21 protein-coding genes are annotated in these 26,066 nt (G+C 66.1%); 13 read left to right on the forward strand and 8 right to left on the reverse strand.

Annotation, left to right across the window (positions count from 1 at the left end; all coding sequences use genetic code 11):
* Positions 1-63: 63 nt before the first annotated feature.
* Positions 64-1,077: a low-specificity L-threonine aldolase gene (gene ltaE, locus ACZ6YI_RS09280; RefSeq protein ID WP_465778393.1), complete on the forward strand. Its 1,014-nt coding sequence runs from the start codon at positions 64-66 to the stop codon at positions 1,075-1,077.
* Here ltaE and ACZ6YI_RS09285 read toward each other — a convergent pair.
* The 4 genes from ACZ6YI_RS09285 to ACZ6YI_RS09300 form a co-directional block, all read right to left on the reverse strand.
* Complete coding sequence (locus tag ACZ6YI_RS09285) at positions 1,071-1,841, reverse strand: N-acetylmuramoyl-L-alanine amidase (protein WP_465778394.1); 771 nt, start codon at positions 1,839-1,841, stop codon at positions 1,071-1,073. The two genes, ltaE and ACZ6YI_RS09285, sit on opposite strands and share 7 nt — an antisense overlap.
* On the reverse strand, positions 1,841-2,311 hold the full coding sequence (locus ACZ6YI_RS09290; protein ID WP_465778395.1) for a hypothetical protein: 471 nt from the start codon (positions 2,309-2,311) through the stop codon (positions 1,841-1,843). The genes ACZ6YI_RS09285 and ACZ6YI_RS09290 overlap by 1 nt, the downstream gene beginning before the upstream one ends.
* A gap of 92 nt (positions 2,312-2,403) precedes the next feature.
* A complete protein-coding gene (gene zapE / locus ACZ6YI_RS09295; RefSeq protein WP_465778396.1) occupies positions 2,404-3,522 on the reverse strand; it encodes a cell division protein ZapE in 1,119 nt (372 codons plus the stop codon).
* Positions 3,519-4,220, reverse strand: a complete 702-nt coding sequence (locus ACZ6YI_RS09300; RefSeq protein ID WP_465778397.1) for an alpha/beta hydrolase — start codon at positions 4,218-4,220, stop codon at positions 3,519-3,521. Before ACZ6YI_RS09300 ends, zapE begins: the two co-directional genes overlap by 4 nt.
* A 48-nt stretch (positions 4,221-4,268) precedes the next feature.
* Between ACZ6YI_RS09300 and ACZ6YI_RS09305 the strand changes: the two genes are divergently transcribed.
* A complete protein-coding gene (locus tag ACZ6YI_RS09305) occupies positions 4,269-4,853 on the forward strand; it encodes an acyl carrier protein phosphodiesterase (RefSeq protein ID WP_465778398.1) in 585 nt (194 codons plus the stop codon).
* A 72-nt stretch (positions 4,854-4,925) separates the two neighbouring features.
* Here the strand turns inward: ACZ6YI_RS09305 and ACZ6YI_RS09310 are convergent, their stop codons facing one another.
* Positions 4,926-5,459 carry a c-type cytochrome gene (locus ACZ6YI_RS09310; RefSeq protein ID WP_440324412.1) on the reverse strand — a complete coding sequence of 178 codons (534 nt, stop codon included), beginning with the start codon at positions 5,457-5,459 and terminating at the stop codon, positions 4,926-4,928.
* 342 nt (positions 5,460-5,801) lie between these two features.
* Between ACZ6YI_RS09310 and ACZ6YI_RS09315 the strand changes: the two genes are divergently transcribed.
* The 4 genes from ACZ6YI_RS09315 (at position 5,802) to ACZ6YI_RS09330 (ending at position 16,067) form a co-directional block, all read left to right on the forward strand.
* Positions 5,802-7,058, forward strand: a complete 1,257-nt coding sequence (locus ACZ6YI_RS09315; RefSeq protein ID WP_440324411.1) for an efflux RND transporter periplasmic adaptor subunit — start codon at positions 5,802-5,804, stop codon at positions 7,056-7,058.
* A gap of 75 nt (positions 7,059-7,133) precedes the next feature.
* On the forward strand, positions 7,134-10,376 hold the full coding sequence (locus ACZ6YI_RS09320; protein ID WP_465778399.1) for an efflux RND transporter permease subunit: 3,243 nt from the start codon (positions 7,134-7,136) through the stop codon (positions 10,374-10,376).
* Between the two features lie 136 nt (positions 10,377-10,512).
* The gene (locus tag ACZ6YI_RS09325) at positions 10,513-13,635 is read left to right on the forward strand and encodes an efflux RND transporter permease subunit (RefSeq protein WP_465778400.1); all 3,123 of its coding nucleotides are present in this window, start codon (positions 10,513-10,515) and stop codon (positions 13,633-13,635) included.
* A gap of 200 nt (positions 13,636-13,835) precedes the next feature.
* Positions 13,836-16,067, forward strand: a complete 2,232-nt coding sequence (locus tag ACZ6YI_RS09330; protein WP_465778401.1) for an NADP-dependent isocitrate dehydrogenase — start codon at positions 13,836-13,838, stop codon at positions 16,065-16,067.
* Positions 16,068-16,181: 114 nt separating this feature from the next.
* Here the strand turns inward: ACZ6YI_RS09330 and ACZ6YI_RS09335 are convergent, their stop codons facing one another.
* The 3 genes from ACZ6YI_RS09335 to ACZ6YI_RS09345 all read right to left on the reverse strand — a co-directional run bounded on the left by ACZ6YI_RS09335 (position 16,182) and on the right by ACZ6YI_RS09345 (position 18,825).
* Positions 16,182-17,408, reverse strand: a complete 1,227-nt coding sequence (locus ACZ6YI_RS09335; protein ID WP_465778402.1) for an SGNH/GDSL hydrolase family protein — start codon at positions 17,406-17,408, stop codon at positions 16,182-16,184.
* A 175-nt stretch (positions 17,409-17,583) separates the two neighbouring features.
* Complete coding sequence (locus tag ACZ6YI_RS09340; protein WP_465778403.1) at positions 17,584-18,540, reverse strand: aldo/keto reductase; 957 nt, start codon at positions 18,538-18,540, stop codon at positions 17,584-17,586.
* A gap of 78 nt (positions 18,541-18,618) precedes the next feature.
* Entirely contained in the window at positions 18,619-18,825 is a 207-nt protein-coding gene (locus tag ACZ6YI_RS09345; RefSeq protein ID WP_465778404.1) for a hypothetical protein, read from the reverse strand.
* 99 nt (positions 18,826-18,924) lie between these two features.
* On the opposite strand from ACZ6YI_RS09345, the gene ACZ6YI_RS09350 reads away from it, so the two are divergent.
* The 7 genes from ACZ6YI_RS09350 to ACZ6YI_RS09380 all read left to right on the forward strand — a co-directional run bounded on the left by ACZ6YI_RS09350 (position 18,925) and on the right by ACZ6YI_RS09380 (position 25,974).
* A complete protein-coding gene (locus tag ACZ6YI_RS09350) occupies positions 18,925-19,833 on the forward strand; it encodes a LysR substrate-binding domain-containing protein (protein ID WP_465778405.1) in 909 nt (302 codons plus the stop codon).
* A gap of 255 nt (positions 19,834-20,088) precedes the next feature.
* The gene (locus ACZ6YI_RS09355; RefSeq protein ID WP_440327964.1) at positions 20,089-20,265 is read left to right on the forward strand and encodes a hypothetical protein; all 177 of its coding nucleotides are present in this window, start codon (positions 20,089-20,091) and stop codon (positions 20,263-20,265) included.
* A 158-nt stretch (positions 20,266-20,423) separates the two neighbouring features.
* A complete protein-coding gene (gene mgtA / locus ACZ6YI_RS09360; RefSeq protein ID WP_465778406.1) occupies positions 20,424-23,048 on the forward strand; it encodes a magnesium-translocating P-type ATPase in 2,625 nt (874 codons plus the stop codon).
* 202 nt (positions 23,049-23,250) lie between these two features.
* Complete coding sequence (locus tag ACZ6YI_RS09365) at positions 23,251-23,730, forward strand: hypothetical protein (protein WP_465778407.1); 480 nt, start codon at positions 23,251-23,253, stop codon at positions 23,728-23,730.
* Between the two features lie 152 nt (positions 23,731-23,882).
* Positions 23,883-24,350 (forward strand): nuclear transport factor 2 family protein, encoded by a 468-nt coding sequence (locus tag ACZ6YI_RS09370; RefSeq protein ID WP_465778408.1) that lies wholly within the window; start codon positions 23,883-23,885, stop codon positions 24,348-24,350.
* A 17-nt stretch (positions 24,351-24,367) separates the two neighbouring features.
* The gene (locus tag ACZ6YI_RS09375; RefSeq protein WP_465778409.1) at positions 24,368-25,426 is read left to right on the forward strand and encodes a sensor histidine kinase; all 1,059 of its coding nucleotides are present in this window, start codon (positions 24,368-24,370) and stop codon (positions 25,424-25,426) included.
* Positions 25,423-25,974: a LytR/AlgR family response regulator transcription factor gene (locus ACZ6YI_RS09380; protein ID WP_465778410.1), complete on the forward strand. Its 552-nt coding sequence runs from the start codon at positions 25,423-25,425 to the stop codon at positions 25,972-25,974. The genes ACZ6YI_RS09375 and ACZ6YI_RS09380 overlap by 4 nt, the downstream gene beginning before the upstream one ends.
* Positions 25,975-26,066: the final 92 nt, after the last annotated feature.

The raw sequence follows: 26,066 nt of genomic DNA on the forward strand, positions 1-26,066 counted from the left end.
GCTACGGAATCGTGAACGGGCTGGCGTACCATCAGCGGCTGGCCCCTCGACGACCCGGCACCCATGCGAACCATCGACCTGCGCAGCGATACCGTCACCCAGCCCACCGATGCCATGCGCGAAGCGATGCTGCGCGCGCCGGTCGGCGATGACGTGTACGGCGAAGACCCCACGATAGACGCGCTGCAGGACCGGCTCGCCGCCGACCTCGGGTTCGCCGCCGCCTTGTTCGTGCCCACCGGTACGCAGAGCAACCTGCTGGCGCTGATGAGCCATTGCGAGCGTGGCGATGAATACATCGTGGGCGCCGATGCGCACACGTATCGCTTCGAGGGTGGCGGTGCCGCCGTGCTCGGCTCGATCCAGCCGCAGCCGATCCCGCAGGCCGCCGACGGCACGCTGCCGCTCGACAAGGTCGAGGCGGCGATCAAGCCGGTCGACCCGCACTTCGCCCGGTCGAAGCTGCTGGCGCTGGAAAACACATGGCATGGCCGCGCGCTGCCCTTCGAATACATGGCAGCGGCGCGCGAGGTGGCCACGCGCCGCGGTCTGGGGCTGCATCTCGACGGCGCGCGGCTATATAACGCGGCGATCGCCTACGGCCGGAAGCCCCGCGACGTAGCGGCGGGCTTCGACAGCGTCTCCGTCTGCCTGTCGAAGGGGCTGGGTGCGCCCGTGGGTTCGGTGCTGCTGGGCGATGTGAAGCTCATCGACCGCGCCCGCCGCTGGCGCAAGGTCACCGGCGGTGGCTGGCGCCAGGCCGGCTTGCTCGCCGCCGCGGCCATGCATGCGCTGGATCACCACGTCGAGCGCCTCGCCGATGACCACGCGCGGGCGAAGCGCCTGGCCGAGGCGCTCGGCAAGATCGAGGGCCTCACCGTGCAGGGTTGCCACACCAACATGGTGTTCGTGGACGTCCCACCGCAGCGCCTGCAGGACCTCGCGAAGCACACCGCCGCGAAAGGCATTCGCCTGAGCATCGGCTACCTTCCGTCAATCCGCCTGGTCACGCACCTCGACATCGACGACGAAGGCGTAGACCGCACGATCGATGCGTTCCAGACCTTCGCTTACTGACGCGGCGCCATCAACTTCCGCTGCAGCGAATAAAGAATCGCCGCATCCGTCTCATCCAGCGTATCCGTCTCCATCGCCCGGTAGTGGCGATGGAAGGCGATGATGGCCGCGCGTGGATTCGAGACGTCGTAACCGACCAGGCGCATCGCCGCGAGGCTGTCGAACCCCGGCGGCGCGGGCGTGAGCGGTGTATCGAACCACAGGCCGAAGCCATACCGCGCCAGCGTTCCCCACGGGAAAAGCACGCTGGGATCGTCCTTGCGCCCCGGTGCGATATCACCGTGGCCTACGACGGCCGTGCGCGGAATGCCCAGGCGCGTGGTGAGGTCGGCCAGAAGGCGGACCAGCGCATCGATCTGTGGCTGGGTAAACGGGGAGTGCCCGTCGTTGTCGATCTCGATGCCGATGGACGAGGAATTCAGGTCGGTCATGTCGCCCCAGCGCGACGCGCCGGCGTGCCAAGCGCGCTCACCGTCATCGACGAGCTGGTCGATGCGGCCGTCCATCTCGATGAGGTAGTGCGCGCTGACCTCGCCCTGGCTGTTGCGCGTCTTCAGGACGCGAAGGGAAGCCTCCGCATCGCCGATCGACGTGTGGTGGAGCACGATGACCTGCGCCTTCCGCGCGTTGAAGTTCGGCGACGGCGACCAGTGCGCGAGCGCGCTGCGCTGGGGCGCGACGCGGGGAGCGCTTGCACAGCCAGCCAATGCGGCAAGGAAGCTGGCCGCCACCACGAGGCGGAGCCAGGTGGTGGCGCGCGGCATCATGCGTCCTCGATCTCGAAGTCCCTGCTCGTGATGACCCAGGCGATGCGATCCTGCTTGCCTTCTTCCAGGTCGTCGACGACCTCGACATCGCCTGCCGTGGCCACGACGATCTGCAGGTCGATGCAGTCGCGGCCCTCGCTGAGCCACTCGGTGACATCGGTGAGGACGAGGCCGTGGTTGTTCAGCCCATCCTTGAGCGTGCGGACGTCGGTGTCCTTGAGCTCGATGTCCTTGTAGGAGAGGGTGCCGCCCAGCACTTCGATGTCGGCAAGCTTGTTGTCGACGAAGCGCAGGCGCAGCCATTCCTCGCCGCCCCGGACGAACTCGTCTTCGTCATCCCACATGGGGTTCGAGGGCGGGATCGGCTCGCCCAGCGCGGCGCGAAGGGTGGCGCGCTTCTCGTTGAAGAAGATCTCGGTTTTGCCGTGGCGGATGCCGCGGCCGGGGACCAGTTCACAATGTTCCATGAGCGTCTCTCGTCATTAGTTCGCGGCATTCCCGCCCTGATAGCATCGTTCGCACGGCATGGTTGCAAACAGGCGATCTTGCCCACGTCAACTCATGGCTTGTGGTCGCGTCCCAGGTAGTCTTCGCTCTGCATCTCGATCAGGCGTGACTCGGTGCGGCCAAATTCGGCGCGCACGCGTTTGCCATCGTAGAGCTCGGTAATCGGCGCCGCCGCCGACAACGCCAACTTTACGTGGCGATCGTAGAACTCGTCCACCAGCAGGACAAAGCGCTTGGCCTCGTTCTCGGTGAAATCGGTGAACTGCGGCACGCCGGAGAGGATCACCGTCGGATACGTCTTCGCCAGCTCGATGTAGTCCGTGACCGCGCGCGGGCCCTCGCACAACGCGGAGAAATCGAACCAGATGATGTTCGCCGCGCGGCGGCGTACCGGGATCTCACGGCTGTTCACGGTGAGCGTCCCGGCGTCTTCGATCTCGCCCTGGGCTTGCTCGGTGAAGATCTTCGCCAGCGAGCGCTCGGCTTCGGCGCCCGGCGGCACGAGGTAGACCGAGGCCTGGGTCAGCGAGCGCAGGCGCCAGTCGCGGGGCGAGACCATCTCGTGCACCACGCAGTACTTCTCGAGCGCCGCGATCGCCGGCAGGAACCGCGCCCGCTGCAGGCCATCCTTGTAAAGGTTGGCGGGCATCGTGTTCGACGTCGTCACGAGCGTGACCCCGCGCGAGAACAGGCCTTCGAGCAGGCCGGCCATGATCATGGCATCGCCGATATCGAGGATGATGAATTCATCGAGGCAGAGCACGCGGTGCTTCGCGGCGATACGCGAGGCGACTTCATCCAGCGGGTTCTGTCGTTCACCGAGCTCGCGCAGGGTCGCGTGCGTTTCCTGCATGAAGCGGTGGAAATGCCTGCGCAGCGCGAGGCCCGGTGACAGGCTCGAGACGAACAGATCCATGAGGAAGGTCTTGCCGCGGCCGACGCTGCCCCACAGGTACAGCCCTTTCACCGGCTCGCGAGGGGCATCGCCGCCGAGCATGGACTTGAGCCGGCCGAACAAGCCGCCACCCGCCGGCTCGGCCGGCTGGCAGAGCGCCGCGTGCATGCGGTCGAACTCGGCGATCACGCCCAGCTGCGCCGGATCGGATTCCCAGCGGTGGCCCACGACGCCGTCCCGGTAGCGTTCGCCGGGCGTCAGCTCCGTGCAGCTCATGCCTCGCCGCCGTCCGGCAGGGGCGGCCAATCCTTCACCTCGTGGCGGATCACGCCACGCAGGTCCATGAGCCGGCGATGGAAGAAGTGGCTCGTCTCCTCCATCTTCACCAGCTTCGGCCGCCGGTCTTCGGGCAGGCTCTCGATCCAGTCGTAGACCGCCTGGGGCTCGACGATCTCGTCGGCGTCGCCCATGACCACGAGCCACGGGCATGTAGGCAGTTCGAGCGGGCCGAAGTCCCAGCCGCGGCCGGCGGCGGGCGGCGCGATGCTGATCAGCGCGCTGGCGCCCAGCGCCACCGCGTTGCGCAGCGTGACATAGCTGCCGAAGGAGAACCCGGCGAGCCACAGCTTCGCGCCGGGTCGAACCTTGCGCGCCCAGGCCACCACGGTGGCGAGGTCGTCGCTCTCGCCGTGGCCATGGTCGAAGTCGCCTTCGGACCGGCCGACGCTGCGGAAATTGAAGATGACCGTGTCCACGCCGGACTCGCGCAGGGCGCGCTCCACCATGGTCACGACCTTGTTGTGCATGCTGCCGCCATCCGTGGAAAGCGGGTGGCAGATCACGGCGATGGCGTTCCTGCGGCCCTCGGTCGCAGCCTTGGCCTCACATTCGAGCTTGCCCGCGGGCCCGGCCAGCGCGAAGCTCAGCGTTTCGTCCGGAAAGCTCTCCGGCGCTGTAGGTAGAAGATCAGTCATGCCCGCCATGATAACCGCTGGCCGCGCCACCCGCGCCGGAGCCCACCCGTGAACGTGCTGGCGCATGCGCTGCTGGCCGGCCACGACGCGGGCTTGCGCCTGGGCGGCGTGATGGGCGATTTCGTCCGCGGTACCCCGGATGATTCATTGCCGGCGCGGGTGCGCGATGGCATCTACCTGCACCGGGCGATCGACGGCTATACGGATACACATCCGTTGGTGCGCAACGCACGCGAGGCCATGCCGCCGCCGTTCCGGCGTTACGCGGGCATCTTCCTGGATGTGTGGTTCGACCATTGCCTGGCGCGCGATTTCACCCGCTACTGCGCGACGCCCCTGCAGGTGTTCTCGGATGACCTGCGGGCGGAGTTGCACGCGGCGGAGCCCCTGCTGCCGGATGGCCTGAAGCGCTTCCTTTCTTATATGGATGCGAACGACCTGCCGGCCGGCTATGCGGACGTGGACCGGGTGGCGGCGGCATTGGGCGGCCTGTCGAGGCGGCTGTCGCGGGCGAACCCGGTGGGCGAATCGGTGCCGCTGCTGCTGGAGCACGATGCGATGCTGCGCGAGACCTTCGCCGCATTTTTCCCGCAGCTTCAATCATTTGCGCTCGATTGGATCGCCGCGCGGTAGCCACGCGCCTTTCCTTCGGCTTGCAATGAAAAGCCCGGCATAGAGCCGGGCTTTCAGGTAGGGCGAGCAGGCTTACTTCGCCTGGTCGACCATCCACTTCACGGTGTTCGTGACCTGCTCGTCGGTGAGGGCCGGGTTGCCGCCCTTCGGGGGCATGTGGTTGCCGTCCGGGCCGGTGTAGCCCTCGATCGCATGCTTGATCAGCGTCGCCGTGCCCTCGGCGATGCGCGCACCCCAGGCACCCTTGTCGCCCAGCTTCGGCGCACCCGCCACGCCGGCCGTATGGCAGCTGTGGCACAGGTTGTCGTAGATCGTCTTGCCATCCTTGCTGCCGCCGTAGGCGACCTGCGAGGCCGCCGCCTTCGCCGCCGCCTCCTGGGCCGCCAGCATGGCCGCACGGCCGGTATCACCAGCGTAAACGGCACCCACCGGTGCGATCCGGGCCTCCGTGCGCTTCGCCACGGCCGGATCCTGGTCCTTCGGTATGTTCGAATAGATGGTGTAAGCCAACACCATCAGGACAAGGGCGAGAAGACTTAAGCCGGCCGTAAGCCACGAGAATTGACGGACGAAGTTCTGGTCGGACTTGCTCGGAGAACCACTCACGCATTGACTCCCATCGAGATTGGGTGTGCCGTCCCCCTCCCCGGGGCCCGGCTTGCCTGCCGCCTGACAGCGGTCTAACCGCCCGAGTATAACGGAACCTTCGCATTCGTCAGCGGTCCTCCCCGAGGCTGCCCGCGAATGGCCTCAAAGCGGGCCGCAAGCGGTGGGTAGCATGCCGTCAGTCATGGTGTACCCCTGTCAACCGGCATTGTTCAATCCCGTTCCCCTACACCTATATTGTCGCCGCCGAACCTTCACGTTTTCAGGGTATAAAACCCGCGGCGCGAGGCGCGCCAGGCCGAAGGGCAGTGCCGTCGACCGGATTCTCATTGGGAGCTTTACATGTCGCGTTTTTGGAAAATCGCGCTGGCGGTCATCGTGGTTGTGGTGATCGCCGCCGTCGTCGTCCTACCCCGCATGCACAAGGGTGGTGCAAACGCCCAGGGTGCATCCGCCCAGGCCAACGGCGAAGGGCAGGGCAAGGACCAGCCGCCGGTTCCGGTGACCGTGGTGCCCGTCGTGGCCCAGGACGTTCCGGTCTATCTCAGCGCCACGGGTACCGTGCAGGCGCGTAACCAGGTCACGGTGAGCCCGCAGGTCGGCGGCCAGCTCATGAAGCTGAACTTCACCGAAGGCCAGGAAGTGAAGCAGGGTGACGTGCTGGCGGAGATCGATCCGCGCACCATCCAGTCCCAGTACGACCAGGCCCTGGCCAAGCTCAAGCAGGACCAGGCGCTGTCGGCCACCGCCAAGAACAACCTCGAGCGTTCGCAGAACCTCGTGAGCAAGGGCGGCCAGCAGTACGTGTCCAAGCAGGACCTGGATAACCTGAAGAACACGCTCGACCAGGCAAATGCCACGGTCGTGGCCGACCAGGCTTCGATCCGCGCCGCACAGGTGCAGCTCGGCTTCACCAAGGTCATCGCGCCGATCACCGGCCTGGCCGGCATCCGTGGCGTCGACGTCGGCAACATCGTCACCACCACCACGTCCATCGTGACGCTGACCGAGGTGCACCCGATCTACGTCACGTTCACCCTGCCCGAGAAGAACCTCGACATGGTGCGCAGCGCCATGCGCGATGACCCGACCGATCCGCTCACCGTCGATGCGCTCGACCGCATCGATGCGCACGTGATGACCAGCGGCAAGCTCGAGGTCATCAACAACACCATCGACACCACCACCGGCACGTTCCGCCTGCGCGGTCTCTTCGATAACCAGAAGACCGAGCTGTGGCCGGGCCAGTTCGTCAACGCGCGCCTGCGCGTGCGCACGGTGAAGGGCGGCCTGGTGATCCCGGCGCAGGCCGTGCAGCGTGGTCCGGATGGTGACTACGTGTACCTCGTGCAGGGCGACAACACGGTCAAGATGCAGGCCGTGGAAACCGCCGCCGAAGTGGGCGACAGCCACGTCATGATTTCGAAGGGCCTGAAGCTGAACGACAAGGTCGTCACCGAAGGCCAGTTCCGCCTGAAGCCGGGTTCCAAGGTGCAGCCGCTGGCCCCGGGCCAGGTGCCTGCCGCGCCGACGGCGGAAGAGCTGCAGAAGGACAAGGACAAGGCCAAGGGGCGCCAGGGCGGCCGCCGCGGCGGTTAACCCTTGACGCGCGCGGTGCGTCCATGAGGGACGCACCGCCCACGGGTCACATGGCCCAGACACCAGGATCGCAACGTGGGTTTCTCGACACTCTTCATTCGCCGGCCGATCGCAACCTCGCTGCTCATGGTGGCGGTGCTGCTGCTCGGCATCCTCGGCTACCGGCAGCTGCCGGTCTCGGCGCTGCCGGAAATCGACGCGCCCAGCCTCGTCGTCACCACCCAGTATCCCGGTGCCTCGGCCAGCACCATGGCGGCGCTGATCACCACGCCGCTCGAGCGTAACTTCGGCCAGATCTCCGGCCTGAACATGATGAGCTCCGACTCGTCGGCGGGCCTGTCGACGATCGTGCTGCAGTTCAACATGGATCGCGACATCGATATCGCCGCGCAGGACGTGCAGGCGGCGATCAACCAGGCACGCGGCACGCTGCCGAACAACCTGCCGTACCCGCCGGTCTACAACCGCGTGAACCCGGCCGATGCGCCGATCATGACGCTCGAGCTCACCTCGGATACGGTGCAGCTGCGCGACGTGAACAACTACGCCGATTCGATCATCGCGCAGAAGCTCGCCCAGGTTCAGGGCGTGGGCCTCGTCTCGATCGCGGGCAACGTGCGCCCGGCCGTGCGCATCCAGATCAACCCCGCGCAGCTGGCCAACCTTGGCCTGACCATGGAGGACGTGCGCAGCTCGCTGACCCAGGCGAACGTCAATGCGCCCAAGGGCACGCTGAACGGCAAGACCCAGTCTTACAGCATCGGCACGAACGACCAGCTCGCCACCGCCGCCGATTACAAAGACACGATCATCAGCTACACCAACGATTCACCGGTGCGCCTGAAGGATGTCGCCAACGTCGTCGATGGCGTGGAAAACGACCAGCTCGCCGCGTGGTCCAACGGCAAGCCGGCCGTGCTGCTCGATATCCGCCGCCAGCCGGGCGCGAACATCGTGCAGACGGTGAAGTCCATCCGCGACACCATCCCGGACCTGCAGAAGGTGCTGCCGGCGGATGTGCACCTGAAGGTGTTCTCCGACCGCACGATCACCATCCGCGCCTCGGTCGAGGACGTGCAGTTCACCCTGATCCTGACGATCTGCCTCGTGGTGGCGGTGATCTTCGTCTTCCTGCGCCGCCTGTGGGCCACGGTGATCCCGTCGGTCGCGGTGCCGCTCTCGCTGATGGGTACGTTCGGTGTCATGGCCTTCGCGGGCATGTCGCTGGATAACCTCTCGCTGATGGCGCTGGCGGTGGCCACCGGCTTCGTGGTCGACGATGCGATCGTGATGATCGAGAACATCGTCCGCTATATCGAACAGGGCCAGGACGCGAAGACGGCCGCGGAAGTTGGTGCCAAGGAAATCGGCTTCACGGTGCTCTCGCTGACCGTCTCGCTGATCGCGGTGTTCCTGCCGCTGCTCCTGATGCCGGGCGTCACCGGCCGCCTGTTCCACGAGTTCGCCTGGGTGCTCACCATCGCGGTGGCCATTTCCATGCTGGTCTCGCTGACGCTCACGCCGATGATGTGCGCGTACCTGCTGAAGGCCGACCAGCTGCCGGACGCGGATGACGCGCACGAGCACGCCACGGCCTCGGGCAAGCACACCGTGTGGTCGCGCACGGTGGAAGCCTATGGCCGCAGCCTCGACTGGGTGCTCGACCACCGCCCGCTGACCATGCTCATCGCCGCGCTCAGCGTGGCCCTGACCGTGGTGCTCTACATCGTGATCCCGAAGGGCCTCCTGCCCGAGCAGGATACGGGCCTGATCACCGCCGTGGTCCAGGCCGACCAGAACGTTGCGTTCCCGCAGATGGAGCAGCGTACGAAGGCCGTGGCGGATGCGCTGGCGAAGGATCCCGCCGTCTCCGGTGTCGCCGCCTTCATCGGCGCCGGCTCGGTGAACCCCACGCTCAACCAGGGCCAGATCTCGCTGGTGCTGAAGGATCGTGGCGATCGCGACAGCCTGGACGACGTGCTGCCGCGCCTGCAGGAGGCGGCCTCGCATATCGCCGGCGTGGCGTTGTACCTGAAGCCCGTGCAGGACGTGACCCTGGATAGCCAGGTCTCGGCCACGGAGTACCAGTACTCGCTGTCCGACGTGAACTCGACCGAGCTGGCGGGCTACGCGCAGCAGATGACTTCGGCGCTGCGCAAGCGCAAGGAACTGGCTGACGTCGACAACAACCTCGCCGACCAGGGCACCGCGCTCAAGCTCACCATCGATCGCGACACCGCCAGCCGCCTCGGCGTGCCGGTGCAGACCATCGACGACACGCTGTACGACGCGTTCGGCCAGCGCCAGATCTCGACGATCTTCACCCAGCTGAACCAGTACCGCGTGGTGATGGAAGTCTCGCCGGAGTTCCGCAACAGCGCGGACCTGCTCAACAAGCTGACGGTGCGTGGCAACGGCAATGGCGCCCTGACCGGCTCCAACGCCACCAGCTTCGGCCAGCTCGCGTCGAGCAACTCGGCGACCCCGGCGGGTATCGGCAACACCGGCAACGTCGGCTTCCAGGTCGGCGCGGGCGGCACGATCCCCATCGCCTCGCTCGCCAGCGCGCAGGTCACGACGGCACCGCTGGTCGTGAGCCACCTGCAGCAGCTGCCCGCGGTGACCATCTCGTTCAACCTGGCTCCGAATTACTCGCTGTCGGAGGCCGTCGCGGCGATCCACGAGGTCGAGAAGAGCCTGGACTTCCCGCCGCAGGTACGTGGCCAGTTCATCGGCAAGGCGGCAGAGTTCTCCTCGTCGGTCGGCGATGAAGTGCTCCTGCTGCTCGCCTCGATCATCGTCATCTACATCGTGCTCGGCGTGCTGTACGAGAGCTACATCCATCCGCTCACGATCATCTCGACGCTGCCGCCCGCGGGCGTGGGTGCGCTGCTCGCGCTCCTGCTCTGCGGGATGACCCTGTCGGTGGATGGCATCGTGGGTATCGTGTTGCTGATCGGTATCGTGAAGAAGAACGCGATCATGATGATCGACTTCGCGATCGAGGCGAAGCGCACCGGCATGAACGCGACCGACGCGATTCGCCGCGCGTGCCTCCTGCGCTTCCGCCCGATCATGATGACGACCGCGGCCGCGCTGCTTGGCGCGTTGCCGCTGGCGCTTGGCAACGGCATCGGTTCGGAACTGCGCAAGCCACTGGGTGTGTCGATCGTGGGCGGCCTGCTGCTCTCGCAGCTGGTGACGCTGTACACCACGCCGGTGATCTACCTGTACATGGAGCGCTTCTCCGACTGGCTCGCCGAGCGGAAGCGACAACGTGCCCTGGCACACCATGCCCAGCCACGGCCCGCGGACTGATGCGGGCCGGGCCTGGACACCAAGGCTCACCTTCTTTTCGCCGGACGGCTTACCGCCCGGCGAAACCTTTTTCCGGGTCACGCGTTATGGACGGATCCCCGCGCGTCTTTCCCCGCCTCCTAAAGTCCCCCGCTAGATGAATATTTCCGGCCCGTTCATCCGCCGCCCGATCGGCACCTCGCTGCTTGCGATCGGCGTGTTCGTCGTTGGCCTGATCTGCTATTCGCTGCTGGGCGTCGCCGCGCTGCCCAACATCCAGTTCCCCGCCATTTTCGTCCAGGCGCAGCAGAGCGGTGCGGATGCCAGCACCATGGCCTCCACGGTCGCCGCGCCGCTGGAGCGCCACCTGGGCCAGGTGCCGGGCGTGGAGAGCATGCGTTCGAACAGCTCGGAGGGCAGTGCCTTCGTGCTGTTGTTCTTCCAGAACGGTACGAATATCGATGCCGCGGCGCGCGACGTGCAGTCGGCGATCAACGCGGCCCAGCCCGACCTGCCGACCGGCCTGCTCAATGCGCCGTCGTACCAGAAGGCCAACCCGAACGACGATCCCGTGGTGGTGCTGGCGCTGACGTCGGACACCGTGGCGCCGACGGATCTCTATAACGTCGCCGACTCGATCCTCGCCCAGCGTCTGCGCCAGCAGGAGGGCATCGCGTCCGTCGATATCGCCGGCAGTGCCACGCCCGCGATCCGTGTCGACGTGAACCTCCGCGCGCTGAACGCCATGGGCCTTTCGCCGGACCAGCTGCGTAATGCGCTGACGGCCGCCAACGTCACCTCGCCGCAGGGCTTCCTGTCGGACGGGAAGACGACCATGGCGGTGATGGCCAACGATTCGCTGCACCACGCCGATGAATTCGCCAGGCTGGTGATCGGCGTGAACAACTCGGTGCCGATCCATCTCTCGGATGTCGCCAAGGTCTACGACGGCCAGCAGGACGCGTACCAGGCGGCCTGGTTCAACGGCAAGCCCGGCATCCTGATGTACGTGTACCGCAAGCCGGACGCGAACGTCATTGAGACCGTGGACCGGATCAAGGGCATGATGCCGACGATGCAGGCGTGGCTGCCGAAGGGCGTACAGCTGCACTCGTTCTTCGACGGCACACCGACCATCCGCGCCTCGCTGCATGAAGTGCAGGCTACGCTGATGATCAGCCTGTGCATGGTGATCATGACCATGGCGCTGTTCCTGCGTCGCCTCGCGCCGACCGTCATCGCCGGCCTGGCCGTGCCGCTCTCGCTCGCGGGCGGCTTCATCGTGATGTACGCGTTCGGGTACACGCTGAACAACCTGACCCTGCTGGCGCTGGTCATCGCCATCGGCTTCGTGGTCGATGATGCGATCGTGGTCATCGAGAACGTCATCCGCCACATGGATGAAGGCATACCGCGCTTCGAAGCGGCGCTGCTGGGCGCGCGCGAGATCGGCTTCACGATCGTGTCGATCACCGGATCACTGATCGCCGTGTTCATCCCGCTGCTGCTCGCGCCCGGCATCATCGGCATGTTCTTCAAGGAATTCACCATCACGCTGATCGCTGCGATCGTCGTGTCGATGCTGGTATCGCTGACCCTGACCCCCTCGTTGTGCGCGCACTTCCTCACCGCGCACGCGTCGGACGAGCCGGAATCGCGCCTCGGCCGCTGGCTGGAGCGCGCGCAGGACCGGCTGCTGGCGTTCTATCGCGTGTGCCTGGACTGGACGCTCCGCCATGCGCTGCTGATGGCGCTGACGCCGTTGTTCCTGATCGGCATCACCATCGCGTTGTTCGGCATGGTAAAGGGCGGCTTCTTCCCGCCGCAGGATACCGGCCTCATCGCGGCGCGTGCGACCTCCAGTTCCACGGTGTCGTTCGGCGAGATGAAGACCCGCCAGGCGCGCCTCACCGACATGCTGCTCGCCGACCCGGACGTGAAGTCCGTGGGTTCGCGCCTAGGCACCAGCCGTACGGGTTCCACCGGTAACTTCAACATCGAGCTGAAGACGGTGGCGGAAGGGCGGCAGGACACGACCTTCGATGCGGTGGACCGTCTGTCGGCCAAGGCCAACAAGTACCCCGACCTCAACCTGCGCCTGCGCCCCATCCAGGACCTGCCCACGGGCGGCGGTGGCGGCAGTTCGCAGGGTGGCCAGTACTCCGTGTCGCTGAAGGGCAACGACCTCGCCGAGCTGCAGCTGTGGCTGCCGAAGCTGGTCGATGCGCTGAAGAAGAGCCCGATCCTGAAGGACGTGGGTAGCGATATCGATGCGCAGGGCCTGCGCCAGAACATGGTGATCGACCGTGATACCGCGTCGCGCCTTGGCGTGTCGATCGGCAACATTGACGGCGCGCTGTACAACGCCTTCGGCCAGCGCGCGGTATCGACGATCTACTCGGATATCAACCAGTACCGCGTGATCGTGAACGCGCTGCCGACGCTCGCGGCGACGCCCGAGGCGCTGAACCAGATCTACGTGCGCTCGAACAGCGGCGCCATGGTACCGATCTCCGCCGTCACCCGGCAGGAGCCCGGCCTCGCGCCCAGCCAGATCGTGCACGAGGACCAGTACACCAGCATGGGCGTCAGCTTCAATCTCGCACCGGGCGCAAGCATGGGCGAGGCGATGGTGGTGATCCAGAAGACCATCGACGGCATGCGCATGCCTGGCGACATCCGCCTCGACGCGGGCAGCGATTTCCGCCGCTTCCAGCAATCGCAGAGCGATATGCCGCTGTTGATCCTCGCGGCGATCATCGTCGTGTACCTGCTGATGGGCATGCTCTACGAGAGCCTGATCCATCCGGTGACGATCCTGTCGACGCTGCCGGCTGCGGGTGTCGGCGCGCTCGCCGCGCTGGTCATCACCGATACCGAGCTATCGGTGGTCGCGATGATCGCGCTGGTGCTGCTGATCGGTATCGTGAAGAAGAACGCGATCATGATGATCGACTTCGCCCTGGTGGCGCAGCGCGACCATGCGTCCAATCCGAAGGACGCCATCCGCGAGGCCTGCCTGGTGCGCTTCCGCCCGATCATGATGACGACCATGGTGGCGATCCTGGCGGCCCTGCCGCTGGCGATCGGCCTGGGCGAGGGCTCCGAGCTGCGCCGTCCGCTGGGTATCGCCATGATCGGCGGCCTGCTGATCTCGCAGAGCCTCACGCTGCTCTCCACCCCGGCGCTCTACGTGATCTTCGCCTGCCTCTCCGACCGCTGGAAGGCGCGCAAGGCCCGCCGCCGGGAGCGCAAGGCGCTGCGCGCCGCCCGGGCGTGACCAATGCCCCCTGTGGGAGCGCGCTTGCGCGCGATAGGGGTCCGCTGCGGCGCCAATCGCGCGCAAGCGCGCTCCCACAAAGGTCCGCGGTGTTGCACCCGCAGCAAAGGTGTCATGCCGGGGGATCGCTTTCCCCGGCCGCCTGATCCGGCCACAATGGTAGGGTTTCCCGCGCGCGGGACCCATCCAGAGGCCTCCTCATGTCCAACTCGCCCAAGATCATCTACACGCTCACCGACGAAGCGCCGTTCCTGGCCACCGCGTCGTTCCTGCCGATCGTCGAGGCCTTTGCCGGCACCGCCGGTGTCGCCGTCGAGACCCGCGACATCTCGCTGGCCGGCCGCATCCTGGCCCAGTTCCCGGACCGCCTGACCGACGCGCAGCGCGTGGGCGACCATCTCACCGAACTCGGCGAACTGGCGACCACGCCGGAAGCCAACATCATCAAGCTGCCGAACATCAGCGCCTCCGTGCCGCAGATGAAGGCCGCGATCAAGGAACTGCAGGCCCAGGGCTATAACCTGCCGGATTACGTCGACGCGCCGTCGACCGATGCCGACAAGGACACCAACGCCCGCTACGGCAAGGCCATGGGCAGCGCCGTGAACCCGGTGCTGCGCGAAGGCAACTCCGACCGCCGCGCACCGCTCTCGGTGAAGAACTACGCCCGCAAGCACCCGCACCGCATGGGCAAGTGGTCGTCCGACTCGAAGTCGCACGTCTCGCACATGGATGGCGGCGATTTTTACGGCAGCGAGAAGTCCGCGACGATGGACAAGGCCGGCAACCTGCGCATCGAGTTCACCGGCAAGGACGGTGCGACGAAGGTGCTAAAGGAAAAGGTCGCGGTGAAGGCCGGCGAGATCGTCGATGCCGCGGTCATGAGCAAGGGCAAGCTCGCCGCGTTCATCAGCGCGCAGATCGAAGACGCGAAGGCGAAGGGCGTGCTGTTCTCGCTGCACCTCAAGGCCACGATGATGAAGGTCTCCGACCCCATCATGTTCGGTATCGCCGTGCGTGAGTTCTACAAGGACGTGCTGGCAAAGCACGCTGACGCGCTGAAACAGGTCGGTTTCGATGCCAACAATGGCATCGGCGACCTCTATGCCCGCCTCGACAAGCTCGATGCCGCGACCCGTACCGCGATCGAGGCCGACATGAAGGCCGAGTACGGCCACCGCCCGGCGCTGGCCATGGTGAACTCCGACAAGGGAATCACCAACCTGCACGTGCCGAGCGACGTCATCATCGACGCCTCGATGCCGGCGATGATCCGCGACAGCGGCGGCATGTGGAACGCCGAAGGCAAGCTGCAGGACGCCAAGGCAGTGATCCCGGATCGCAGCTACGCCGGCGTCTACGCAGTCGTCATCGAGGATTGCATCGCGCACGGCGCGTTCGATCCGGCGACCATGGGTAGCGTGCCTAACGTGGGCCTGATGGCGCAGAAGGCCGAGGAATACGGCTCGCACGACAAGACCTTCCAGATCCCGGCCGAGGGCACCGTCCGTGTCGTGGCGGAAGATGGCAGCGTCGTGTTCGAGCATGCGGTGGAGCAGGGCGACATCTGGCGCATGTGCCAGACCAAGGACGCCCCGATTCAGGATTGGGTGAAGCTGGCCGTCCAGCGCGCGCGCCTGTCGAACACCCCGGCGGTGTTCTGGCTGGATAAGCACCGCGCGCACGATGCGCAGGTAATCGCCAAGGTCGAGCGCTACCTCAAGGATCACGACACCTCGGGCCTCGACCTGCGCATCCTCGCGCCGGAAGAAGCGACGAAGTTCTCGCTGGAGCGCATCCGCAAGGGCCAGGACACGATCTCGGTCACCGGCAACGTGCTGCGCGATTACCTCACCGACCTGTTCCCGATCATGGAACTGGGCACCTCGGCGAAGATGCTCTCGATCGTGCCGCTTATGGCCGGCGGCGGCCTGTTCGAGACCGGCGCGGGTGGTTCGGCGCCGAAGCACGTCCAGCAGTTCGTCGAAGAGGATTACCTGCGCTGGGATTCGCTGGGTGAGTTCCTGGCACTCGCGGCCTCGCTCGAGCACCTGGCCGAGCGCTACGACAACAAGCACGCCCGCGTGCTGGCCAAGACCCTCGACCAGGCGAACGGCCGCTTCCTCGACAGCAACAAGTCGCCGGCGCGCAAGGTTGGCGAGATCGACAACCGCGGCAGCCATTTCTACCTGGCGATGTACTGGGCGGAAGCCCTCGCTGCGCAGGATGACGACGCCGACCTGAAGGCGAAGTTCGCTCCGGTGGCCAAGGCGCTGTCGGAAGGCGAGGCAAAGATCGTGGCCGAGCTCAACGGCGCCCAGGGCAAGCCGGTCGAGATCAAGGGCTATTACCACCCGGATATGTCGCTGGTCAGCGCGGCCATGCGTCCGAGTGCATCGTTCAATGCCGTGATCGACGGGCTGCGCCGCTAACTGCGGCGAACCCATCGCGCGCAAGCGCGCTCCCACAAACGCAGCAGCGCTGTGGGAGCGTGCTTGCACGCGATAAGGCCTGGCCAATCCATGGCGTTGGCTAGCCGTGACTACTCACCGCGCAGGCCGACACTCACTCCCCGGCTCATTAGGGCAGCGAACACCCCACGCACGCGACGTCACCTCCAGCGCCCACCCCGCCAGCAACGCATGCATCCGCGTCGTCGGGTGCAGGGTGTCCCAGAACAGGTTCGTGTTCGGGTTGCAGGTGGCCCGCAGCGGGTGCGTCTTCATGTAGTTGCTTGCCGTCTCCTCATCGATCTTCAGGCAGCTGTCGGTGACGTTGGAGAAGCCGAAGCTGGCTGGCGTCGCGAGCACCTCATTGAATCGTGCCGCGCCATCCAATAGCTCGATCCTTGCTGGTGTCTCGCTGGCAAGGCGCCGGGCCATGCGGGTGAGTTCGTGGTTGAACACGGCCACGCGCCTGAACACATCGCCCGCATCCTTGCGGCCCATGCGGAAGGTGGGCGCGCTGGACAGGTCAGGCAGTGTCACCAGCAGGATGTGGCGCGCGCCGGCGTCGATGACGCGACGGACAGCGGCTTCCTCTGCCTTCGCCACTTCCTCGCCGGACTTGCCGTCATTGACGAAGTCGTTCCCGCCAATGAGGAAGGTAAACATCGTTTTTGCCGGGTCGTAATCGCGGGCGTGCCGTGCATAGTCGAGGAACGAGTCGACCTGGCTGCCGATGCCGCGCAATGCGCCGAAGTAGACATCCGTGGCTTGCGCGCCACCCACCGCCCAGGTGTTCACTGGCAGGCCCGTACGCGAAGCGATGTGCTCGACCCATGTGGAGCCGTTGGTGAAGTGGCCGGCGTGCCACGACGCGCCTGGAAGCTTCCACTGCGACTCGTTGAACATGTTGCCGGTGTCGGTAAGGCTGTCGCCGAACGCGACGATGCGCTCGAGCGGCTGCCCGGGAACATTCGGCCGGTTGAACCAGATCTCGTGGTTGTAGCTGCGCTTACCGTCAGCCACGCGGATCATGGCCGGGCCCGCGGCGTCGGGCGCCTTCGCGACGGCGTTGGCGCAAGCAGCCCGCACGTCGGCGGGCGAAGCATCGGTGTAGAACATGCTGCGCGAGGGCAGGATACTGCCGCCACCCCAATAGCCCGGCAGGGCATCGCGCGCCTGCACGTAACTCGTGGCCGTGCCGGCGGGATCGCTGGCGAGGCGGTAGTGGCAGCGGAGCTGGGTGGTGGTCTCGGCGGCGAGCGATGCGCCAGCCAGGCCCATGGCCGTGACGGCCAGGAGGGATCGTACGAGGTTTTGCCTGTGCATCACGAAAACATTCCATGTCGTGCCGGCGGTTCCGGCAACGCCATGATCGGTCGTGCAACCGTTACTCTCTGTCGGCGCAGGCGCATGCGGCGCGCCGGCCCACGCCGACAGAGAGTACGCTGATTTCCTGCTTGACGATCAGGTGACGCCTTAGCATAGCGTCCAGCGCAGCGCGTTACTCTTGCGGGAGATCGGAGGCCGAAGCGAGGCAACGCAGCTGTTCGCTGGAGAGGACGATGTCCGCCGCACGCGCCAGTTCCGAAAGCTGTGTCGTTGTCGTCGCACTCGCGATCGCCGCAGCGATCGAAGGCTGCGCCATCACCCAGGCGAGAGATGCCTGCGCGGGCGTCGCGCCATGTGCCTCCGCGACCTGGTCGAGCGCGGCGAGCACGCGCATGCCGCGCTCGTTGAGGTAGCCCTTGACCTTGGGTGCGCGGGCCGCGCTCTTCTGCAGGTCCGCTTCGCTGCGGTACTTGCCGCTGAGGAAGCCGCTGGCCAGCGAGTAATAGCTGATGACGCCGACGTCTTCCTTCACGCAGAGGGGCTGCAGCCCATCCTCGAAGCCCTTGCGGTCCATGAGGTTGTATTCGGGCTGCATGGATTCGTAGCGGGCGAGGTGCTTCGCCTCGCTGGTTTTCAGCGCATCGGCGAAGCGTGCCGCGTCGTAGTTGGAGGCGCCGATCACGCGCACCTTTCCGGCCTTCATCAGCTCATCGAACGTACGCAGCGTTTCTTCCAGGGGGACCTTGGGGTCATCCTCGTGGGCCTGGTAGAGGTCGATGCAATCGACCTGAAGGCGACGCAATGAATCTTCCACGGCTTCGCGGATGTTGGTGGGCGAGAGGCCAGGGTAGCGTTTCCACTTGGCCACCTTGGTGGCAATGACGACCTTGTCGCGCTTCCCGCTCTTCTTCAGCCAGCGGCCAATGATGGCTTCGGACTCACCACCTTCATTGCCTGGCACCCACGCGGAGTAAGCATCGGCGGTATCGATGAGGTTGAAGCCGTGGTCCACGAAGGCATCCAGCAGCTCGAACGAGCGCGCCTCATCGGCGCTCCAGCCGAATACATTGCCGCCAAACGCGAGTGGTGCGACCTCGAGGGGCGAGCGGCCGAGTTTGCGGAGCTTCATGCGGGGATCCCATGGGAACGATCAGTCCCCATGATGACCCATGCGAGGTGGCAAGGGCGTCAACCCCGCCGGCGCGCCTCAGCAGCAGGCCGCCGCCGAACCCCCGCAGGCAGCCGCCTCCTTGTGGGAGCGCGCTTGCGCGCGATGCTCCTTGCCGGCCTCCGTATCGCGCGCAAGCGCGCGCCCACCAGGCCTTTCACGCTCCGGCGCGCCGAGCGCAAGGATGAGTTCCTTGTTCACGATGTGGCCATGCATGAAGGCAAGGCCGGTGAAGATCGAAGCCATGACATCCCTCCTGTTCGACTTGTCGTGGGCTAAAGGTTGGGCTTTCCGCGGCCCGCAAAAAAGCGATATGTTTGCAACCCGGACTTGAGGGAAATTCACGTGTCCCGTCTTCCGCTCGGCTTGCTCCAGGGGTTCGTGCTCGTCGCCAGGACGGGCAAGCTCGCGCGCGCCGCCGAGCAGCTGAACCTCACCGTCAGCGCCCTCAGCCACCAGATCCGCAACCTCGAAGAACGCCTCGGCCGCTCCCTGTTCGATCGCGGCCCACGCGGGGTGACCCTGACGGCCGATGGCGCCAACCTGCTGGAAGCCATAGGTCACCATTTCGAGGGTATCGAGCACGCGCTCGGCCGGTTCCAGGGGCGCCACCAGGATTCGGTGACGCTGAGCACCTTGCCCTCCGTCGCCTCGAGCTGGCTGGTGCCGCGCCTGCCCAGGCTGGTCGCCGCCCATCCAGAGCTGGAACTCAGCCTGCATTCCCAGGTGGGCCTGGTGGATTTCGACCGCGAACCGACGATCGATGCGGCGTTCCGCTATGGCCTGGGGGCGTGGCCGCGAACGAAGGCCGAGCGGCTGTTCGGTGAATTCATCGTGCCGATCGCGAGTCCCTCGCTGGTACGCAAGATGGGCGGCCTTCCCGATACCTCGTTGAAGGGGTGGCCGTTGCTGGGCGATCCGTCGGGCCGCTGGAACGACTGGGCCGAGCAGTTCGGCATGCCGCTCCCCTCCCGCTACGTCGCGCGTTTCGACAACACCGAGCACCTGCAGCGGGCGGTGCTCGAGGGCCTGGGCGTCGCCCTGGGCCGCCTGGTCATGGCGCGCTCGCTGATCGAGTGCGGGGCGCTGACGGTGTTGTGCAAGGAGCGCATGCGCGTCGCCGAAGCCTATTACCTCGTGTATCCGAAGCGTTCGGAGACCCACGCGGGGTTTACCCGGCTGCGTGAATGGCTGCTGGCCGAGGCGGCCGAATACGAGGCCGGGATCAGCGAAAACCGGCCCCTGCCGGCTTGACCCATTTGCGCTGCGGCGCGACAATTGTCCGGCTCCCCGGGCTGGTCCGGCCGGGCTGCACCCTCCTTAGCTTATCCAGGCATATGGACGTTCACCCTAGTACACGCGCCGGCTCCCGCTCGCATCGGGTCCCGGCGTTCGAAAACCACATCGCCCGCGGCGACCGCACCCGGTCGGCCGGCGCTTTCTCCTACTAGGGAAAGTCCGGCTCTCCTCGTCGGTAGCCGTGCGCTACCGTTATTCGAGGATTGAGCCATGAATCTCCAGCTCGACAAGACCAGCCCGCGCATGTTCGGGCGCCGTCTCGCCTTCGCTCTCGCCCGTCGTCGCGGCACCGCCCAGCCGGTGAAGCGCACGATCACGGTGCCGCGTTCGCTCGATTCGGCTGAAAGCTCGTTGAAACCGGCTGACGGCAAACTGCCGCAATCATGAACAGCGACATAGACACTACGACGCCGCTCTCGCGGTCCATCGTCACATCCAACGAGAATTCCGTCCGTCGGCCCCGAGCCGGCGCGCCTGCTTTCGGCTAACTGCGGCCGTAAGCCGCTCGCGCCCGCCGGTCCCACGTGCCGGGTAGGTAGCGAGCCATGAAGATCCACACCTCGCCGGCGGCCGTCGCCGCCAAGACCTTTACCAACGCGACCGCGGACGCCTTCCGTCCGGCGGATGAGCTGCTGCGCGCGCTGGATTCCCGCATCGACGGCCTCGACGAGGAGGCCATCGCCGAGCGCCTCGATCGCGACGGTATCAACGAAGTCGGGCACGAGAAGCCGCCGCACTGGGCTGTCCAGCTCCTGCACGCCTTCAAGAACCCGTTCATCATCGTGCTGCTGGTGCTGGCGGTGGTGCAGCTGTTCACCGATCCGGACGACCTGACCGGCCCGACCATCATCGCGGTCATGGTCGGGATCAGCGTGCTGCTCTCGTTCACCCAGGAGTACCGCTCCTCGCAAGCCGCGGAGAAGCTGAAGGCGATGGTGCGCAACACCGCCTCGGTGACCCGCCGCGCCGAGGATGGCCATGCCGAGCGCATCGAGGTCCCGGTCGAAGAGCTGGTAGTCGGCGATATCGTCCACCTCGGCGCCGGCGACATGATCCCCGCCGACCTGCGCCTCATCACGGCCAAGGATCTGTTCATCTCCCAGGCCATCCTCACCGGCGAATCCATCCCGGTGGAGAAGACGGCGCCGCACGGTGCGTCGCCCGCTGAAAGTGGCGGCCCGCTCGACCTGCCGACCGTCTGCTACATGGGTACCAACGTCGTCTCCGGCACCGCCACCGCGGTGGTGCTGGCCACGGGTGCGCGCACCTACCTGGGCTCACTGGCGCGCACGCTCTCGGGTGAGCGCGTGCAGACGAGCTTCGACAAGGGCATCTCGTCGGTCAGCTGGCTGCTCATCCGCTTCATGGCGGTGATGGTGCCAATCGTTTTCGTCATCAACGGCTTCGACAAGCACGACTGGCTGGAAGCCTTCATGTTCGGGCTCTCCGTCGCCGTGGGTCTCACCCCGGAAATGCTGCCGCTGATCGTCACCGCCAACCTCGGCAAGGGCGCCATCGCAATGTCGAAGCGCAAGGTGGTGGTGAAGCGCCTCAACGCGATCCAGAACTTCGGCGCGATGGACGTGCTGTGCACGGACAAGACCGGCACGCTCACGCTGGACAAGATCGTGCTCGAGCGGCATGTCGATCTCGATGGCGACGACTCCGACGAGGCGCTGGAGTGGGGCTATCTCAACAGCCGCTTCCAGACCGGCCTGCGCAACCTGATGGACAAGGCGGTGCTCGCGCACCGTGACCTGGAGACCATCGCCCACCGCTTCCGCATCGTTGACGAGATCCCGTTCGACTTCCAGCGCCGCCGCATGTCGGTGGTGGTGACCGACGGCGAGTACGAGCAGCTGGTGATCTGCAAGGGCGCGGTCGAGGAGATGCTGGCGATCTGCACCGAGGCGCGCATCGGCGGCGAAGTCGAGCCGATGACGGAGGAGAAGCGCGCAGAGATCCGCGCGATGACCCGCCGGCTCAACGAGGATGGCCTTCGCGTGCTGGTCGTGGCCGTGCGCCGCGATCCGATCGGCGACCGTGCCTATGGCGTGGCCGATGAATCCGGCCTCACTGCCGTCGGTTGCCTGGCCTTCCTTGATCCACCGAAGGATTCGGCGGCGACCGCCATTCGCGCGCTGAACCACCATGGCGTCGCCGTGAAGGTCATCACCGGCGATAACGAAGCGGTGACGAAGAAGATCTGCGCGGAAGTCGGGCTGGACGTCTCCGGCACCGCGCTCGGCCGCGATATCGAGCAGCTGGATGACGAGGCGCTGGATGCGATGGTGGAGAGCACCACCATATTCGCCAAGATGTCGCCGGTGCAGAAGGCGCGCGTGGTGAAGTCGCTGCAGCGCAAGGGCCACACCGTGGGTTTCCTCGGCGATGGCATCAACGACGCCCCGGCGCTGCGCGATGCCGACGTCGGTATCTCGGTGGATACGGCCACGGATATCGCGAAGGAATCGGCGGATATCATCCTGCTCGAAAAGAACCTGATGGTGCTGGAAGAGGGCGTGCTCGAGGGCCGCGTCACCTTCGGCAACATCATGAAGTACATCAAGATGACCGCCAGCTCGAATTTCGGCAACGTGTTCAGCGTGCTGGTGGCGAGCGCCTTCCTGCCGTTCCTGCCGATGCTGCCGCTGCAGATCCTGGTGCAGAACCTGCTGTACGACCTGTCGCAGCTGTCGATCCCGTTCGATCGCATGGATGAGGAATACCTGCGCACGCCGCGCAAGTGGGATGCGGGTGACATCGGCCGCTTCATGGTCTGGATCGGCCCGGTGAGCTCGGTGTTCGACATCACGACGTTCTGGCTGATGTGGCATGTGTTCGGCGCGCACGACGTGGCCCACCAGTCGCTGTTCCAGTCCGGCTGGTTCATCGAGGGCCTGCTCTCGCAGACGCTGGTGGTGCACATGATCCGCACGCGGCGCATCCCGTTCCTGCGCAGCATGGCGTCGGCGCCGGTGCTGGCACTGACCGGCGCGATCATGGTGATCGGCATCCTCATCCCGTTCTCGGGGCTGGGTGCGCGCATCGGCATGACCCCGCTTCCGGGCGCTTACTTCGGCTGGCTGGCGCTGACCCTGGTGTCGTACTGCGTACTCACCCAGATCGTGAAGACGCTCTACATCCGCCGCTACAAAACCTGGCTCTGATTCTGTAGGAGCCCACCCTGTGGGCGACATGTTTCGCGACACCGCTGCAACTGCCGCGGCGCTATCGCGAACGGCGTCGCTCACAGGGTGAGCTCCTACACGAAGTCGGGCCTGACGGCTACGCGATACCAGTCCCGCACCGGACATACGCGAAAAAGCGAAAGCGTTGAAATGGCACCTCCTCAACCACGGAGCCATCACGATGCTTCGCACCACCCTCGCTGTACTGTTCCTCACCGCCTCGGCGTCCGCCTTCGCTGCCGATGCGCCCACCAATCGCTACGTCGACGCCACCGACTGGCCAGCCTCCGAGGCCGGCATGGATCGCTTCTTCGAAGCCGAGGCCCGGCTCACTGCCGGCTTCGACAAGGTCTGTGGCGACACCTTCTGCGAAGGCGATTATTCCAACCTCCGCCCGATGCAGCTGCGCTGCTCGGTGGATTCCACCAAGGGCACGCTGAAGCAGTGCCTGTGGACCTTCGCCGGCAGCCACGCCTCGGTCAACGCGAAGACCGGCGCCGTCCAGGTCACGGCGAAGACCTTCAAGTGCAAGCTGCTGCTCGCGAAGGACACCCCGGTGGAATCGTTCTACGAGCTCACCAAGGGTGAGGATCCGCTCCACGCCAAACTGCCCATGACCAACGTCTCCGTCTACGACGGTCTGCCGGGCTGCCTCAACTAAGCGCGGGTCGCCCCGGGGAAGAACGGGGCATCCGCGGGGGCCCGGCCCGTTGTGAAACGTCCCGGCGCCTGGATCGAACGGCTCGCCGCCAGACCTCTGGCGGCGATGTCGCATGGGTGGTCTGCTCGCTCCACCCCATACGGAGCGACCCCATGAAATCCCTTTCCCTGCTTGCTGCGCTTGCCCTGGTCTCTTCCCCGGCGTTCGCTGCCGATGGCGCGAAGGCTGATATCGAGAAGGTGGTCAGCCAGTTCCAGGATGCGTTGAAGACGCATGACGCGAAGACGCTGGGTTCGCTGTTCACCCCGGAATGTTCCTGGGTCGAAGCGCTTGGGCCCAAGGGGCTGGAGACCGTCCGAGCGAAGAAGCCGGACGCGGGCCCGTACCACACCAGCACGCCGGCCAAGTTCGTGGATTTCGTGGGCAAGAGCAAGGATGCGCTCGAGGAACGCTTCCACGACGTACGCATCGAAACCGATGGTGCGGTGGGTAGCGTGTACTTCGATTTTGAGTTCCTGCTGGCTGGCAAGGTCCAGAACCGTGGCGCCGAGACCTGGCAGATGGTGCGCACCGACGATGGCTGGAAGATCGCCGCCATGCTTTACTCCTCGAACTTCTGAGGCAGGGGCGGGGCAGCGTGAATATCGACCGGAACCTGGCGCCGCCACCGCTGCTGACGCTGCTTGCCGGCCTGCCCATCCTCGGCTGCATGGTCGTGATGGGCCTGCCGGCCGCCCTGGTCGATTCGCCGTTCCTCTCCTTCCGCGTCTTCTACACGCTGGCCTACCTGTTCTGGATCATCCCGCTGGGCGCGATCCATCGCTGGCTGTGGCGGCGCGGTGCGAACGGCTGGGTCACCGCCGCCGTCCTGCTGCCCGCCAGCTATGCCATGTCGGTCATCAACGCCGTGATCGCGCTCGAGTGGCTGGCCTCGCCGGAATCCCGGGCACGCGCTGACTGGACCTTTGTCTTCGGCGGACTGGACGGTTGCTGGCTCGCGCTAATCGCGTTCTCGGGCCTGCAGGGCCTGGTGCTGCACCGGGCCGCATTGCGGGCCGAGGGTGAGCGCCTGCGTGCCGCCGCTGCCGCGGCACGCGATGCCGAATTGCGCGCGCTGCGCTACCAGCTGCAACCGCATTTCCTCTTCAACACGCTCAACGCGATCTCTGCGCTGGTGAATGACGAGCGCCCGCGCGATGCCACGCGCATGATCGCGCGGCTGGGCGATTTCCTGCGGACCACCCTGGAGGATGCGCCGGGGCACGAGCACACCGTCGCAGACGAGATCGCCCTGACTGCGGCCTACCTCGACATCGAGAAGGCCCGCCTGGGCGAGCGCCTGCGCGTGGAGACATATACCGCGCCAGGCACGCTCGATGCCCGCGTGCCTTACCTGCTGCTGCAGCCCCTGGTGGAGAACGCCATCCGTCACGGCATCGCGCCGCGGACGGCGCCAGGCACCGTTGCCATCCGCTTTGAACATGCCGGCAACGAACTCAAGGTCAGCGTCACCAACGACGTTGTGGAGGTCACGGAGGGTGCGGGCGGCGTGGGGCTTGCCAATGTCCGTGCGCGTCTCGAAGCGCTGTACCCCGACCGCCACCAGCTGGTGACAGGCATCGAGGACGGGCGCTGGACGGTTCGCATCACCATGCCGTGGGCGCCGGTGGAAACAAGCATCGAGGCCATCGCGTGATCCGGGTCGCGGTCGTGGACGATGAGCCGCTTGCCCGCAGCGGCGTCCTCACGAGGCTGCGTGCGGAGGACGACGTCACGGTGGTGACCGAGTGTGTTGACGCCTTCGAGCTGGAAGCCGTGGACTACCTGTTGAAGCCGCTGGACGACGAGCGCTTCGCCGAGGCGATCGAGCGAGTCCGGCGCAAGCTGAGCCGGGACAGGCGTGCGGCGGCGGTCGACCGCTTCGGTATCCGCGTGGGTTCGAGGCTTTCGTTCGTGGATGTCGCGGACGTGACCTGGATCGAGGCCGATGGCGACTACGCGGCCCTGCATGCGAACGGCCAGCGCCACCTGTTGCGCGAATCGCTGCACGAACTCTCCCGCAAGCTCGATGCGAGCCGATTCCTCCGCGTGCACCGCTCGGCGATCGTGCGCGTCGACCAGGTCGTGGAGCTGTCGCCGCGGCCCAACCGCGATGCCGTGCTGCGCCTGCGCGATGGCACGACACTGCGTGCGAGCCGTACGTATATCGATGCGCTGCTGGCGGCGCTGCACCGAGGTTCGTGAAGGGCCATGTGGGAGCGGGGGGGGGGGGGGGGGGGGTTTGGGGCCCCCCCACCCCCCCCACCCCCCGCCCCCAAAAGGAGATGTGGGTAGAG

The organism is Luteibacter sp. NPDC104163, from assembly GCF_055584245.1.

What these genes read in the sequence shown, in the direction of transcription:
- ltaE (WP_465778393.1), top strand. Translation starts at nt 64, where the DNA reads ATGCGAACCATCGACCTGCGCAGCGATACCGTCACCCAGCCCACCGAT.
- ACZ6YI_RS09285 (WP_465778394.1), bottom strand. Translation starts at nt 1,841, where the DNA reads ATGCCGCGCGCCACCACCTGGCTCCGCCTCGTGGTGGCGGCCAGCTTC.
- ACZ6YI_RS09290 (WP_465778395.1), bottom strand. Translation starts at nt 2,311, where the DNA reads ATGGAACATTGTGAACTGGTCCCCGGCCGCGGCATCCGCCACGGCAAA.
- zapE (WP_465778396.1), bottom strand. Translation starts at nt 3,522, where the DNA reads ATGAGCTGCACGGAGCTGACGCCCGGCGAACGCTACCGGGACGGCGTC.
- ACZ6YI_RS09300 (WP_465778397.1), bottom strand. Translation starts at nt 4,220, where the DNA reads ATGACTGATCTTCTACCTACAGCGCCGGAGAGCTTTCCGGACGAAACG.
- ACZ6YI_RS09315 (WP_440324411.1), top strand. Translation starts at nt 5,802, where the DNA reads ATGTCGCGTTTTTGGAAAATCGCGCTGGCGGTCATCGTGGTTGTGGTG.
- ACZ6YI_RS09325 (WP_465778400.1), top strand. Translation starts at nt 10,513, where the DNA reads ATGAATATTTCCGGCCCGTTCATCCGCCGCCCGATCGGCACCTCGCTG.
- ACZ6YI_RS09330 (WP_465778401.1), top strand. Translation starts at nt 13,836, where the DNA reads ATGTCCAACTCGCCCAAGATCATCTACACGCTCACCGACGAAGCGCCG.
- ACZ6YI_RS09335 (WP_465778402.1), bottom strand. Translation starts at nt 17,408, where the DNA reads ATGCACAGGCAAAACCTCGTACGATCCCTCCTGGCCGTCACGGCCATG.
- ACZ6YI_RS09340 (WP_465778403.1), bottom strand. Translation starts at nt 18,540, where the DNA reads ATGAAGCTCCGCAAACTCGGCCGCTCGCCCCTCGAGGTCGCACCACTC.
- ACZ6YI_RS09345 (WP_465778404.1), bottom strand. Translation starts at nt 18,825, where the DNA reads ATGGCTTCGATCTTCACCGGCCTTGCCTTCATGCATGGCCACATCGTG.
- ACZ6YI_RS09355 (WP_440327964.1), top strand. Translation starts at nt 20,089, where the DNA reads ATGAATCTCCAGCTCGACAAGACCAGCCCGCGCATGTTCGGGCGCCGT.
- mgtA (WP_465778406.1), top strand. Translation starts at nt 20,424, where the DNA reads ATGAAGATCCACACCTCGCCGGCGGCCGTCGCCGCCAAGACCTTTACC.
- ACZ6YI_RS09365 (WP_465778407.1), top strand. Translation starts at nt 23,251, where the DNA reads ATGCTTCGCACCACCCTCGCTGTACTGTTCCTCACCGCCTCGGCGTCC.
- ACZ6YI_RS09370 (WP_465778408.1), top strand. Translation starts at nt 23,883, where the DNA reads ATGAAATCCCTTTCCCTGCTTGCTGCGCTTGCCCTGGTCTCTTCCCCG.